We start from the raw sequence: 12,813 nt of genomic DNA, 5'->3' as shown, positions 1-12,813 counted from the left end.
TATTAGGAAGTAATTTTTAATCTAAATCCGAAAACAGCCAATTCTTCCTGCATAAAATCCAAATCTTCCGATCTTTTAAAATCCAGATTTTCATACATTTTCCAAGCAGTTTTCATTGCCAAAGTCGAATGAATTATAAGTTGCTGACGTTTATTATCAGTGGCTTTTTTGATGCATTCCTGTGTTAGAAATTTGCCAATTCCTTTCCCGCGAGCATTTGTATCAACGCCCAATAATCGAAAACCGGCTGCGTTTTGTTCTTGAGTTGCAATTCCGCCGGAACCATAATATTTCATGTCATTAAAATAAACCACGGCACCAAGAATCGTATTGTTTTCGTCGATTGCGACTAAAAGTTCTGTTTCAGGATGATTGGTAAAATCGCCAATATTAGCCAACATTTTATAATAATTAGGTTGCTCATTTTCTTTCGGAAAACCATCTAATTGCGAGTAAACATTAATCAATAATTTGCCTATTTCTTCAAATTCTGAAGGAAAAGCATTTCGGATAGTATAGTTTGGGTTATTCATTTTGTACTTTATTAATGGCGTAATTTTTTATTCTCTTTTTGTCATTCCGAGGAACGAGGAATCTTCGCAAGTAACTCCGTAACGAAAACCCAATCTTTGTCGAACTTCTCACGGAGCTTCCTCGTTCCTCGGAATGACAAAGTAAACGTGTTCCAATCTATAATCTATAATCTATAATCTTAAGTCTATAATCTATCTAACTCCTTTCCACCATTGTTTAAATTCTTGTTTTTCGTTTTTTAATTCGACTAATTCGCCAATCATCGGTGTTACAAGCGGAATCGGTTTTTCTGAAGCTGCGTTTAATTCAGTTACTTTTTTCAGAGGTTCATCCCAGGAATGAAGCGACAATGAAAATTTGGAAGAATGAACCGGAAAAACTCGCTTTGTATTTAAGTCTTTCATGGCTTTTATAACATCTTCGGGTAAATTATGAATGTATTTCCAGGTAGGATTATATTGACCGTTATCGATAAGTGCAATATCAAAAGGGCCGTATTTTGCACCAATATTCGCAAAGTGAGAATCGTAACCGCTATCGCCACCCAAATACATTTTAAAGTCTTTAGATTCTAATATAAAGGAAGTCCAAAGCGTGTTGCAGCGATTAAAACTTCTGCCCGAAAAATGTCTAGACGGAGCGGTATAAAGTGTCAGATTTTGATCAAGTTCTACTTTTTCGTGCCAGTCTTTTTCTATGATATTCTGAAGTGGAAAATCCCAGAATTCGAAGTGTGAACCAACTCCAAGCGGACAGATTATTTTTTTAACTTTCGATTTTAATTTTATAATCGTTTCATAATCTAAATGGTCATAATGATCGTGCGTGATTAATAAAAAATCGATTTCCGGAAGTTCATCAACGGTATAAATATCAGTTCCTTTAAATGCTTTTGTTGTGCCGGCAATAGGCGAGGCGTTTCCGCTAAAAACAGGATCTATCAAAAAACGTTTTCCTTCAAGCTGAATATAATAAGAAGAATGTCCAAACCATATCAAAACATCCTGATTGATATCAAGTTCCAGTAAATTTGTTTTTATAGACGGAATTAAATCAGTTGGAATTTTTCGATCTACTTTCTTAAATAAGAAATCAGAAATTACAGAAAAGTATCCATAACCTTCGGCAAGTTCCGGAGTGAAATTTTCGTTTTGGAATTTTCCGTTTTTATACTGAGGCGATTTTTGAATCAATTTCAGTCTTTCTCCAGAAGGTGCTTTCCCGAATTTTGGATGTTGTAAAAAGAAGTAAAGTGCAATTCCTAAAGTGAAAATTATAAGTAATAAGGCTGTGATCATATTTTAGTTTGAGGGATATAATTTCTTTGTGTTTTCTATCGAAAGGGAAATCATTTTCTTTAGAATTTCGACGTCAATATCTGCTAATTTTTTCACATAAAGACATCCTTTTGAAGCTTTATGTTTTCCTAATTTCGAAAGTAATTCTTCTTTTTCTTCTTTTTCATCTGAAGGTGAATAGACATAAAGTGAAATTGCTGCTTTTCTTGGAGAAAATGCTGCCAATGGCGCATCGCCTTCGTGACCGCTGTCGTATTTGTAATGATAACTTCCGAAACCAATAATGCTTGGCCCCCACATTTTGGGTTCAAAACCAGTGACTTCCTGCATAATTTTGATAAGTTCGTAAGAATCTTTTCTTTTGGTTTCATCTTCGACAAAAGCACTTATGAAATCGTCAACATTGTTTTCTGTTTCTGTTGTTTTGTTTTTTGCCATTTTTAGGAGGTATTATTGTTTCAAGTTTCAGGTTTCAAGTTTTCAGTTGCAATTTTGACTGTGACTGAAAACTATAAACTAAAACATCCCGTTTTCGTTTTTTATTTCCTTTGGAATCGATTGTCCCAAATCCCAAAGTTCTACTATTTTATCTGATTCAAATTTAAAAAGGTGTACAACAGCTGTGCCTAAATCAGTTGAGTTTTGTTTTACATGTGAATGCACGGCAACCATATCTCCGTCTCTTAAAGCGTGATGAATTTTAAAAGTTTTGTATGGATTTTTTCGTGATGATTCGTCCATCGCGAGCATTAAAGTTTCGGCATCGCCTTTAAAGTAAGCGTTGTGATGTTTAAAATTCTTGCCTACATAAAGTCGAAAAGCTTCGTGAGAATGCCCATTTGCCGCGAGTTTTAGAAATTCCTGAGCAATATATTTCTTAGTCATGATTTTAGAATTTAAAAGCTAACTAAGTTATGAAATTTACTTCTCTGAAATAAAAACAAGTACAGATTTATTGCTCTTTATTTTTAGGATAAAATAAAGTCTACAATGGCATCTGAATGGATTTTTGTGGTATCAAATACAGGAACTGAAAAGTCCGTTTGATCGATTAACAAAGGAATTTCGGTGCAACCTAAAATAATACCTTCGGCTCCACGCGAGATTAATTCGTTTGCAATTTTAATATAGTTTTGCTTAGAATCCGGATTTATAATTCCTTTACCTAATTCTTGTTTTAAAACTTGCTGTATATAATTTCGGCTTTCCTGACTTTCCGGAATCAATACATTTAATCCAAAACTTTTTAGGCGATCTTTATAGAAATCCATTTCCATAGAAAACGAAGTTCCTAATAGTCCAACAGTAGTGATTTTTTCTTGCGTTATGGCTTTTGCAGTTTCTGTACCAATATGAATTAGAGGTAATCCAATTTCTTTTTCAATTTTGTCTGCATGCATATGAGCTGTATTTGCACATAGAACAATGGCATCAACGCCACTTTTCTTTAAACTTAAGCAAGCATTTAGTACCAATTCGTATGAGTTTGGCCAGGTTTTTTCCTGAATGTCTCCAAAGTTCAAAGAATAAATCAGGCATTCTGCAAATTGTAATCCGCCCAGTTTTTTATTAACACCTTCGTTAATGAATTTATAATAATCGATTGTAGAAACCCAACTGGTTCCGCCAACAAGTCCAATTTTTTTCATTGATTTATTCGGGATTATTCTTTGCGTTAGATTACAGCTTTTAGATCCTTTTTTGAGAACAATTTTATTGCCAGATATGCCATTGGTAAATAAGCAAAAACTAAATCTACAATGGTAAACCAAAGAGGTGAAGGCAGTGTGAAAGTATTTACAATACCGCCTAATAAAAAGAAACAGCCAATTATTAAAGCCAGTTTTGCTTTGTGAGTCGAAGCAATTAAAACGGTAGCTATTGCTCCGGCAAAAGTTCCGAGTGCGTGTGCCAAAAATGGAAAAATAAAATGTTTTGGTTCGAATAAATGTATGGTTGCTTTTAAACCTGCTACAGTTGTAACGTCGGCGCCATTTGGAGCTGGAATAATCGAGTTGCTCAATAATAGGATGAACATATTGACAACACTTCCTACAAAAAGACCAATTATAACGGCCAGAACACTTTTAAAAATCGGATTCATATCTTTCGTTTATTAACGACGAATTTAGGGAAATTAATGCTATTGTTCTGCTTGCATTGTGTTAATTAATCCGATTTTATAACCTAATAATTCTGTAAATGATTTGGATTATAAAACATATAAGTGTAATCCCCATGGGATATTTTTATTTTAAGAGTTTAGTTTTTTTACCAATATTTAAATCCTAAAGGATTATATCTTAATAATCAAATTATTGAGTTTTTTTGAACCGTATTTAGATTCTGAAAATCATATATCGTAGAGATTATATATTGGTAACAAATAATTAGGAATGCAATATTTGTCCTGTAGAGATTATACTTAACTAAAAGATTGCCTGAATTCTAAAGGCGAAACATTTGTCTTGATTTTAAATAATTTACTAAAGGATTGCTGGTGTTCAAAACCTAATTCGAAGGCAATTTCGCTAATTGATAAATGAGTTGTCGAGAGTTTTTCTTTGGCTTTTTCGATCAATTTATCATGAATATGTTGTTGCGTGCTTTGACCAGTATGTAGTTTTAATAATCCGCTTAGGTAATTTGGCGAAACGTTTAAATTTTCGGCAACATAATGAACCGTTGGTAATCCTTTTTTGGATAAAGAATCATTTGAGAAATAGTCTTCTAATAGATTTTCTAAACGTTCCAGCATCTTATGACTGCTGATTTTTCGGGTAATAAATTGGCGGTTATAAAAGCGTTCAGAATAGGTAAGAAGTAATTCGATTTGAGCAATAATTACATCCTGACTGAATTTGTCAATATTAGATTGATATTCGTTCTGAATGTTTTTGATGATATTGATAATCATTTTTTCTTCTTTATCAGAAAGATGTAAAGCTTCATGAACTGAATATCCAAAATACTCATATTGTTTGATTTTTTTGGCAAGCGGCGTATTCCACAAAAAATCAGGATGGACCAATAAGGACCATCCTGTATGCTGAAGTTCTGCATTTCCTTCTATAGAAAAAACTTGTCCCGGCGCAATAAATAGCAAAACACCTTCCTTAAAATCATATTCCTGCTGACCGTATCTCATGGTTGCATTTGCATGGCGTTTTAAGGCAATCGAATAAAAATCAAGCATCAAACTTTTTGGTTCCGCTTCGTTCAGATGTTTAAGATCTTCAAAGTTATAAACGCTGACTAATGGATGCTCAGGTTTTGGCAAATCTCTAAATTCATGAAATTCGCTGATACTTTTTATACGATGAGGTTGCTGATTTGCCATGTTACAAGTTACTTAATTTTGGTTATATAAAGCCGCAAAATGTTTTGCATATTCTGCTAGTTTTACTTTCCCCATTTCTGCTGGTCTGTTATTATAGTAATCTTCACCAAGAGAACCATTGTAAAGTCCTGCGTACATTTCGACCAAACCTGCGGCAATTTTTGACTGCATTCCAATGTTTATTAAACCATCCAAAGTTTGCTGATCTGTTGATAAAACCCATTTTAAATCTGGTTTTCCAATTGCTTCACCCAAAATTCTGGCTGTTTCATGACCTGTTAATTCTTCGCTTGCAACATAACGAATTTTCTTTCCGTCAAGCGGAGTTGTAAGTTCGTCAGCAATTGCTTCTGCGATATCATAAGGCGAAACCCACGGAATAATTTCGTCAGCACCATAATTGGCGGTAATATGACCTTGAAATTTAATCATAGGAATATAGCTTTCCAGATTATAATAGAAAGAAGTTGGACGCATAAAAGTAATCCCAACATTTGAAAGTTTGTTCAAAATACTTTCTATTTCATTATAACGCTGAATTATTCCTGAATTTTTCTCTAAATGTGCGCCAATACTACTTAAAAAAGCCACACGTTTTACACCTGAATTTTTGATAGCTTCTGCGTAATTATTTCCTATTTTGCGAGTAAAAGCGTCCAAATCAAGATTAGGATCAAAATAATTTGCACGCGGAATCATGCAATAAACGGCATCTGCTCCAGTAAAAGTTTGCGTTAAAAACGCTGCATCTTCTACAGATCCAATTGCTGCTTTTGCTCCTAAAGTTTCAATTTCTTTTTGTTTTCCTGCATCGCTCGTAATTATTGAAACGTCGTGTCCTTTTTGAACCAGTTTCGTTGCTAATGGCTTGCTAATGTTCCCTAGAGAACCTGTAATTATAATTTTCATCGTTCTGTTTTTTTGTTGTTACAAAGTTCCATAACAACAAATCAATTGCTTTAGCCAAATCTACGATTGTCTTAGCCTAAAATAGTACTTGTATTATTTTGCAGAAAGTTTCTTCTCATTTTCGGTTTGAGGTTTGTCTTTTCCATTTGGATTTCCGGTTCCGGTAGTAATTAAATTTTTTAGACTTTTCTGAATATAAGTTGTCCAGGCATCTCTGCAGATATCAAAACATTCGTATTCCGGAACCAAACCAAAATGCGTAAAACGAAGTTCGGTTGTGCCGTCTTTTTCCGAAATTTCAAACGTAGGTTTTGTGTTTGTCCATTCTGTTTTGTCTTCTGTAAACTTGAAATAGTTTTTCTCAATTAGCCAAACAATTTTCTGATTCGGAATCACTTCGATTAGTTTTATTTTACAGCGATGAACATCTTCATAATGATACTCAAATTCGTCGTTAAGTTTTGCTGTGTTTCCGTCAATTTCTTCTGACCACCAACCACGAACATTGGTAATAGCATTAAAAACTTCCTGAGGAGATTGATCTACTTTTATAGTTGTGGTAAAATCTGATGCACTCATAATTATTTGTTTTTAGAAATTAATATAACAAATTTACTTTCTAAAAATCAATATATTAGGGTGTTAAGCCGACAATTATAAGGGGGATTTCAGACAGATTTGGGAATTTATTATAAAAGAAAAAGAGAACTGTTCTTTAATACTAAAATCGGAATAAAAATTAGTCGGCTACAAATTCTAAAATATCGCCCGGCTGGCAATCCAGCACTTTACAGATTGCTTCGAGCGTGCTAAACCGAACCGCTTTTGCCTTGCCTGTTTTTAAGATCGAAAGGTTGGATAAAGTTAAATCTACCTTTTCAGAAAGTTCGTTTAATGACATTTTTCTTTTCGCCATCATTACGTCTAAGTTTACTATTATTGGCATAGTTTATATCGTTAATTCGTTTTCTTTTTGTAATTCAATGCCTCTCGCAAAAAGCTGAGAAATAAAATACAAGATTCCGGCAAAGAACAGAAAAGAACTTCCAAGTCCGATATGTTCCATAAGATTTGGAAGATTTATTTTCAGAACAGTAAATTTTTGAGAATAAGAAACTACAACTTCGCTAAAAATTCCAACTAATAAAGCGAATCCGCTCATTCTCTCAATTAATTTTCCAATAGTTTCATGAAAAGGACTAACCATATTTATTTTCATGAAAATCTGAATCAGCGTATAAAAGATCAAAGCTTCAAATACAGTAATCACAATAATACAGAAAACCATTATAGAATAATCTACTTGATCGTAAGCTTTTAGCTGAGATAAATCTAAACCCAACGATAAGTTTTTTGCTCCAACTTCGTCGTAAAACATACTTATAAAATAAGAGACCAAAAGTGATCCCGCTTTTATGCAAGCTCCAATAAATGCAATCCATGAAACAACATTCAGGACTTTTAAAATGATGGTTGATTTTGTTGACATGATATTTTGTTTTAGATAAATACAGGACAAATATAAATAAAAATTTATTGATAAACGATAAATTTTTATTTATAAATATAAAATATTTGCCTTTAAAAAGTTTTTTAGACTTTTTAAAAGAATGACTGTATTCAATAAAATCAAGGTTTTTTAATTTTTTTAAGGAGCAGAAAAAATATTTTAATAAGAACTCTTGTCCCGCTTTCCACTATATCTTTTCATCCGCGAAAAGCGGATGAAAAGGATGCCGTTTCAATCGGGGCTTTGCCAGAAATCTATGATTTTTTAAGACCTTCTTTGATTTTGCGGCTGAAAATAAAGAGTTCTATATTTTTAATTTGCTTTAACCAAGAGTAATTTTCTGCCTTCATTAATCATTCTCACGCCGTAAGAAATGGTTGCAATTGCACAACCTAAACTAACCACAACGTTTGCAAGATTTACTGGTATTACTTTTTGAGTTATTAAATAAATACCAAGAATGGCAAAGAAGCAAGTCCAGGTTCCCATATAATAATCGAAAGTACGGTTGAAAATTTTGGCTAACGGAAAAAAGTGCAAACCAACTGCCAGAGCAAAAAACGAAATAAACAATTCGTTATGATTAATGTTCATTAAAACATTTCTAGCTACAAGTATTCCCAAACCTTCTAAACCAAAGATGATTAAGAACCATTTTTCTTTAGCTTTTTCTTCGGTGGTTTTTTCTTCGACAGTATCAGCCAACGTTTTTTGTGCTTTGGTAAACGTAAAATAGAAGTATAAAAAAGCTGTAATGATAAAACCTAAAAGAACTCCAACAAGTCTGTAATCTTTATTTTCGAGATAATATTCGGCTATAAAAGACCAAATTGTTGTGTTGATAATCATGAAGAATAATCCTCCAATTGGTTTGTCGATGTCTTTTTTTGTAATTTGTGTCATTTGGGTTTTGTTTCGTTTTTTAGGGGTTATTTAATTTATTTTTTTTCAATTATGACCATTCCATAAGTATATTTTCCTTTGGGTAAATTATCTCGAAATTCTGCAAAACTTGTTCTTAGATCAAATTCATGATTGATAGATTTCAAGATTTCTCTTATTTGAAGTATTTCGGGGATTATTTTATCTTTATAATAATAATCTGATTCGGGTTCCCAGTAAGAGTAGTTGCGCGAAATATTTTCTTTATAGACATAAAAACTAATTGTTGTTCCATCTAATCCTTCAATACAGCCTTTTAAATCCTGACAATCAGGAATGGTTTCGAACTTTCCATTTTCTAATTCCGCCATTAACTTTTTGACAGTTAAATTTTGAATTTTTATCTTCTGAGTAATCGATTTGGTCCTGTTTTGGTTTTTGTTTATTTTCCAAATACAATTGATAAGGTAGCCATCGTATTCTCCATTTTTTAAAGCTATAAGTTCTACAATTTGATAATCATTAATTTCAATTCTATAAATTTTAGTATGCAGAATATTATTGTATTTAGTAAGTTTTAATTCTGATTTAGAATTATCCTGTGCCACTGAAAAGGTAGTAACTAAAAGAAAAAGAAATATTTGAAATGCTCGGTTCAAAATAGGATTGCTATTAAAAAATTATTCTATTATTAATGGTTTAGATTCAAATGTATAGTACTCAAAGATTTCGTTGATTTCAATTTCAGTTAATATTTTACATTCAGTTTGACTTCGTACTTGACTTTCGTCCATCATAGAACGTAATAGAATTAATTTGAAGACTTCAGATTTTTTTTCTAACGTTATTTCGGAATCTTTTAAGATGAATTTTTCATAAGCCTGCATCATATTGAACCAAACTCTTATTTCGTTATCAGGATTTCGATCTCTTTTAAAATTTGTAATAGTATCTTCTAAAGATATTGGGTAAACATCTGAAAAAGTGGATTGGATTTTTTTGATTTTTTCAATTTGGTCATCGGTTAGCTTATCGTGTACTATTGGTCCTGGTATTAATTCATTTGGATTAAGTGTTTGTAGGTTTTTACTTTTTTGAGTTTTTCGATAAGACGAAAATATGGAAATTAAAATAAGTAGCAGACCGCTTAGAAGAATTATAGTTTGCGTGTTCATTTTTTATTTTGGGAGTTAGTTAATGTTTTTTAATAATTCGAAAAGTATATATCCGCCATGGTCAGATTGTCCGCGTTCTACTGCGAAAAAACCTTTTTTGAGATAAAACTCAACGGCTTTTGTGTTGTTTTCGAGACATTTTAAAGTAATTGGGAGTTTGGTTTTCTGGATTGCAGCTTTTAATAATTCGGTTCCGATGCCGTTTCCTTGATATTTTTGATCAATATACAAATGATGAATGAAATTGTCTTTCATCCAGATTGAAATAAAACCAACGGGAATATCGTCAAGAATAGCAACCAATATAACTTCTCCTTTTGTATATCGATCGAAATCATTTAATTGAAATTCTTCAGAATCAAGCCAATGAAAGGTGTTTTGCCTTTCTTTTAAAAACAACTTTCTTAAGGAATCATAGTCGTTTTTTCTAATGGGAATTATTTTCATTTGGTTTAAAACAATTTTCTATTTAAAAGCTTTGAATTCGTTTTCGGGCATTTTTCGATATTAAAAATAAGATCTATTTTTTTATATGGCTAAATAATGATGTTATTTTAATCGTTCGAGTACTCCTTTTCGTTTGACGATGTTTTTATAATCCCATTGTATTTCTGTGGCTTTTTTGAGCCATCGTTTTAAGTCTTCTTTATTTATTTGTTCGGCAGCTGTATAACGAATTTCTGAAGCTTTGAATGAGCCTTCGTTTGCCAATTTTTCTTCATCAAAAGATTGTCCGCTCCAGAATAATAAGCGAACAGAATTTTTGAGTTTACTGTAACCTACAATTGGATTTCCGTCAAGAAACCAAACCGGATGTGCATGCCAGATTTTGTTCTCGTAATCTGACAGATTCTCGTTGATTATAATTGCCAATTGATTGCAGATTTCTTTGTTTGAACTAGTTTGCGAATTGTTATAATCTTGTACGGCTGCATTCATGATAATGAGCTTTTTTATTTGATTTTGAATCGGTGAATAACTTGCTGCAAGACTTTTTTGAAGTTATTTTTCATAGCTAAATTAGTCTTTTTTTTATTGTAATAAATCAATATAAAATGAATATTGTTTTGAAGTTTTGTGTTTGCGTGAGGGATAGAAGACAATATCATTAAGTTAAGGGGAAATCTGCAAAATTACTTAACAGTTTAATCAAGAAAGTGATTAGAAAAATCCGTTTTTATCAGCGTTTTCGCTTTAACGAATCAGTAAAATCAGCGTTTAATTTTGACGCGGATAAAACAGATTTACTTCGTAAAAACGCAGATAAAAACGGATTTTATTTTCTAAAAGCTTAACTTAATAGCATTGGGATAGAATTGGAAAGCTCACAGCCTGACGAAGGAAGTGCGAGGACTTGTAGCGAATAGCCCGATTCGCCGCGGCGAACATCGCTCAAATAAAAAAAATCCGACTTGCTTTCACAAATCGGATCTTAGTATTTTATATTGAATGTTGGTTACAATTGCACCACTTTTCCGGTATGTACATCGTAGCGCATAGAAACAATTTGAATTTTATGTTCTTTTACGATTGGATTGTCCTGAATTAATTTTGTAGAATGTTTGATATTAGCGTCAATTGCTCCTAAATAATTTGTTGCTTTTGGAGTAGTTTTATCTGCGTCGATCTCTTCTTTTTCTTGTGATATTGTTTCAACTATATTATCGATATGATTGAAATGTTTTTTGTAAGCTCCGTCTTTATCATTAATATATGCTTTTACGGCGCCACATTCAGTGTGACCTAAAACAACAATTAATCTTGTATCGAGATGTTCGATAGCATATTCGATACTTCCCATATCGATATCAGAAATTAAATTTCCTGCATTACGAATCACAAATAAATCTCCGATTCCCTGATCAAATACGATTTCTGGCGAAACTCTACTGTCTGAACAAGTGATAATTACAGCGAAAGGTTTTTGTCCGTCCTGATTTGCTAAGATACTTTGTTTGTTTTGGTGTGGATGAACTGTTTTTTCGTCTAGAAAACGTTTGTTTCCTTCGGTTAGTTTTTCAATTGCAGTTAATTCTTTGTCTTTTTTTGTCGTGTTGCTTTTTTTACAGCTAAGTATTGAAAAAGTTATTGAAAAAGCTATAAGCGCAAGAAGTGATATTTTTGTTTTCATGTGCTGATTTTTAAGTTTTTAGATGTTTTTGTGAAACAGTGCAAAATTATTTCGCTTCTACTTATAAAATAGCCACAAGAAGTTTTTTTAATATCACATAAATCTAATTCTTTACTGAGTTAAAAGTATTGGTGATATTTGCAACAAAATCTTTTGTGTATTTTCCGGTTGTGTCCAAATCTGGATCGAGAATTGTTATTTCGAGTCCGCTTAGTTTATCACTTTGAAATAAATAGGAGGTAAGTTCGTTAAACTCGTCATAAGTCAAGCCGTCAGGAGTTCTGCTGTCAACGCATGGCATTATCGAGTCGTTTAAAACATCGACATCGATATGAAGCCAAAATCCATCGAGATTTTTGTTCTTAATCTGAGAAAGGAATGATTGTAGGCAATTTAAAATACCTTGCTTTCGTAGTGCATGAAGGCTTATATACGTTGCTGTGGAATTTTTAATTTGATCTTCGTATTTGTCATCATATTCGCGATTGCCTACGCACCAGAGGTTTTCTTCTTTTATATAAGGAGATAAATTGAGGATATTGGTCAGTTTTTGAGGTCCGTTTCCGGTTACAATAGAAGCTGCCATTCCGCCAACGCCTCCAGTTTCAGAAAGTGAAATATCCATGAAATCAGTATGTCCGTCGAGGTAAAATAATCCGTAATTGCCTTTTTGTTTTAATGCAATTGCTGGTCCTAAAAGAATACTGCAATCACCGCCAAGTACAAAAGGAAATTTGTTTTGGCTCAATAAATTATTTATTAAATAGGCTTGTTCTCGCGCATATTCGACTAATGAATTTGCATTGAGAATGTTGGTTTCCAGATCTCTGATATTTGAATATCTGGGAGGATCTAACCTTAGAATATTTGCAGGATTTATGGCTTTGTGCAAATTATGTTTCCAAAACCAATCGGGCAACTTTTTTACGCCGGGTTCTTTTCCGGGCTGAGGTTCTTTTAAACCTAAATTAGACGGAAATTCAACAATGCATATTTCTTTCATAACCTGATTTATTTGTTATAAAGTTATGAAA

Annotated in this window: 18 protein-coding genes; all 18 read right to left on the bottom strand. The window is 32.6% G+C overall.

From position 1 onward, the window contains the following. Positions 1–2: 2 nt before the first annotated feature. A complete protein-coding gene (locus WN975_RS11585) occupies positions 3–533 on the bottom strand; it encodes a GNAT family N-acetyltransferase (protein ID WP_337966675.1) in 531 nt (176 codons plus the stop codon). Positions 534–725: 192 nt separating this feature from the next. Then, on the bottom strand, positions 726–1,832 hold the full coding sequence (locus tag WN975_RS11580; protein WP_337966674.1) for an MBL fold metallo-hydrolase: 1,107 nt from the start codon (positions 1,830–1,832) through the stop codon (positions 726–728). A gap of 3 nt (positions 1,833–1,835) precedes the next feature. Next, a complete protein-coding gene (locus tag WN975_RS11575; protein WP_337966673.1) occupies positions 1,836–2,270 on the bottom strand; it encodes a DUF1801 domain-containing protein in 435 nt (144 codons plus the stop codon). Positions 2,271–2,348: 78 nt separating this feature from the next. Next, entirely contained in the window at positions 2,349–2,717 is a 369-nt protein-coding gene (locus tag WN975_RS11570; protein ID WP_337966672.1) for a nuclear transport factor 2 family protein, read from the bottom strand. Positions 2,718–2,800: 83 nt separating this feature from the next. Beyond that, the gene (locus tag WN975_RS11565) at positions 2,801–3,481 is read right to left on the bottom strand and encodes an aspartate/glutamate racemase family protein (protein WP_337966671.1); all 681 of its coding nucleotides are present in this window, start codon (positions 3,479–3,481) and stop codon (positions 2,801–2,803) included. Positions 3,482–3,507: 26 nt separating this feature from the next. Next, positions 3,508–3,936: a hypothetical protein gene (locus WN975_RS11560; protein WP_337966670.1), complete on the bottom strand. Its 429-nt coding sequence runs from the start codon at positions 3,934–3,936 to the stop codon at positions 3,508–3,510. A gap of 321 nt (positions 3,937–4,257) precedes the next feature. Beyond that, positions 4,258–5,172: a helix-turn-helix transcriptional regulator gene (locus tag WN975_RS11555; RefSeq protein ID WP_337966669.1), complete on the bottom strand. Its 915-nt coding sequence runs from the start codon at positions 5,170–5,172 to the stop codon at positions 4,258–4,260. Between the two features lie 12 nt (positions 5,173–5,184). Beyond that, positions 5,185–6,081, bottom strand: a complete 897-nt coding sequence (locus WN975_RS11550; protein ID WP_337966668.1) for an NmrA family NAD(P)-binding protein — start codon at positions 6,079–6,081, stop codon at positions 5,185–5,187. 93 nt (positions 6,082–6,174) lie between these two features. After that, positions 6,175–6,660, bottom strand: a complete 486-nt coding sequence (locus tag WN975_RS11545) for an SRPBCC domain-containing protein (protein ID WP_337966667.1) — start codon at positions 6,658–6,660, stop codon at positions 6,175–6,177. A gap of 160 nt (positions 6,661–6,820) precedes the next feature. Then, positions 6,821–7,027, bottom strand: a complete 207-nt coding sequence (locus tag WN975_RS11540) for a helix-turn-helix transcriptional regulator (RefSeq protein ID WP_337966666.1) — start codon at positions 7,025–7,027, stop codon at positions 6,821–6,823. 3 nt (positions 7,028–7,030) lie between these two features. Then, on the bottom strand, positions 7,031–7,570 hold the full coding sequence (locus WN975_RS11535; RefSeq protein WP_337966665.1) for a DUF2975 domain-containing protein: 540 nt from the start codon (positions 7,568–7,570) through the stop codon (positions 7,031–7,033). A 333-nt stretch (positions 7,571–7,903) separates the two neighbouring features. Next, on the bottom strand, positions 7,904–8,494 hold the full coding sequence (locus tag WN975_RS11530; protein WP_337966664.1) for a hypothetical protein: 591 nt from the start codon (positions 8,492–8,494) through the stop codon (positions 7,904–7,906). A gap of 35 nt (positions 8,495–8,529) precedes the next feature. Next, positions 8,530–9,081 (bottom strand): hypothetical protein, encoded by a 552-nt coding sequence (locus WN975_RS11525; RefSeq protein ID WP_337966663.1) that lies wholly within the window; start codon positions 9,079–9,081, stop codon positions 8,530–8,532. 72 nt (positions 9,082–9,153) lie between these two features. Continuing rightward, the gene (locus WN975_RS11520; RefSeq protein ID WP_337966662.1) at positions 9,154–9,648 is read right to left on the bottom strand and encodes a hypothetical protein; all 495 of its coding nucleotides are present in this window, start codon (positions 9,646–9,648) and stop codon (positions 9,154–9,156) included. Between the two features lie 15 nt (positions 9,649–9,663). Continuing rightward, positions 9,664–10,095 carry a GNAT family N-acetyltransferase gene (locus tag WN975_RS11515; protein ID WP_337966661.1) on the bottom strand — a complete coding sequence of 144 codons (432 nt, stop codon included), beginning with the start codon at positions 10,093–10,095 and terminating at the stop codon, positions 9,664–9,666. A 102-nt stretch (positions 10,096–10,197) separates the two neighbouring features. Continuing rightward, positions 10,198–10,587: a DUF1801 domain-containing protein gene (locus WN975_RS11510; RefSeq protein ID WP_337966660.1), complete on the bottom strand. Its 390-nt coding sequence runs from the start codon at positions 10,585–10,587 to the stop codon at positions 10,198–10,200. Positions 10,588–11,104: 517 nt separating this feature from the next. Continuing rightward, a complete protein-coding gene (locus WN975_RS11505) occupies positions 11,105–11,779 on the bottom strand; it encodes a carbonic anhydrase (protein ID WP_337966659.1) in 675 nt (224 codons plus the stop codon). 103 nt (positions 11,780–11,882) lie between these two features. Beyond that, a complete protein-coding gene (locus WN975_RS11500; RefSeq protein WP_337966658.1) occupies positions 11,883–12,782 on the bottom strand; it encodes an arginase family protein in 900 nt (299 codons plus the stop codon). Positions 12,783–12,813 lie beyond the last annotated feature (31 nt).

Origin of the sequence: uncultured Flavobacterium sp., from assembly GCF_951805225.1 — a bacterium.
Lineage (GTDB): Bacteria > Bacteroidota > Bacteroidia > Flavobacteriales > Flavobacteriaceae > Flavobacterium.
Note: the sequence above shows the minus strand (reverse complement) of the source record. Positions and strands in the feature narration are given on the sequence as shown.

Excerpts from the sequence above, each read along its gene's own strand:
- WN975_RS11580 (WP_337966674.1), bottom strand. The coding sequence starts at position 1,832 with ATGATCACAGCCTTATTACTTATAATTTTCACTTTAGGAATTGCACTT.
- WN975_RS11530 (WP_337966664.1), bottom strand. The coding sequence starts at position 8,494 with ATGACACAAATTACAAAAAAAGACATCGACAAACCAATTGGAGGATTA.
- WN975_RS11555 (WP_337966669.1), bottom strand. The coding sequence starts at position 5,172 with ATGGCAAATCAGCAACCTCATCGTATAAAAAGTATCAGCGAATTTCAT.
- WN975_RS11570 (WP_337966672.1), bottom strand. The coding sequence starts at position 2,717 with ATGACTAAGAAATATATTGCTCAGGAATTTCTAAAACTCGCGGCAAAT.
- WN975_RS11535 (WP_337966665.1), bottom strand. The coding sequence starts at position 7,570 with ATGTCAACAAAATCAACCATCATTTTAAAAGTCCTGAATGTTGTTTCA.
- WN975_RS11520 (WP_337966662.1), bottom strand. The coding sequence starts at position 9,648 with ATGAACACGCAAACTATAATTCTTCTAAGCGGTCTGCTACTTATTTTA.
- WN975_RS11515 (WP_337966661.1), bottom strand. The coding sequence starts at position 10,095 with ATGAAAATAATTCCCATTAGAAAAAACGACTATGATTCCTTAAGAAAG.
- WN975_RS11545 (WP_337966667.1), bottom strand. The coding sequence starts at position 6,660 with ATGAGTGCATCAGATTTTACCACAACTATAAAAGTAGATCAATCTCCT.
- WN975_RS11575 (WP_337966673.1), bottom strand. The coding sequence starts at position 2,270 with ATGGCAAAAAACAAAACAACAGAAACAGAAAACAATGTTGACGATTTC.
- WN975_RS11565 (WP_337966671.1), bottom strand. The coding sequence starts at position 3,481 with ATGAAAAAAATTGGACTTGTTGGCGGAACCAGTTGGGTTTCTACAATC.
- WN975_RS11505 (WP_337966659.1), bottom strand. The coding sequence starts at position 11,779 with ATGAAAACAAAAATATCACTTCTTGCGCTTATAGCTTTTTCAATAACT.
- WN975_RS11560 (WP_337966670.1), bottom strand. The coding sequence starts at position 3,936 with ATGAATCCGATTTTTAAAAGTGTTCTGGCCGTTATAATTGGTCTTTTT.
- WN975_RS11510 (WP_337966660.1), bottom strand. The coding sequence starts at position 10,587 with ATGAATGCAGCCGTACAAGATTATAACAATTCGCAAACTAGTTCAAAC.
- WN975_RS11585 (WP_337966675.1), bottom strand. The coding sequence starts at position 533 with ATGAATAACCCAAACTATACTATCCGAAATGCTTTTCCTTCAGAATTT.
- WN975_RS11500 (WP_337966658.1), bottom strand. The coding sequence starts at position 12,782 with ATGAAAGAAATATGCATTGTTGAATTTCCGTCTAATTTAGGTTTAAAA.
- WN975_RS11550 (WP_337966668.1), bottom strand. The coding sequence starts at position 6,081 with ATGAAAATTATAATTACAGGTTCTCTAGGGAACATTAGCAAGCCATTA.
- WN975_RS11540 (WP_337966666.1), bottom strand. The coding sequence starts at position 7,027 with ATGCCAATAATAGTAAACTTAGACGTAATGATGGCGAAAAGAAAAATG.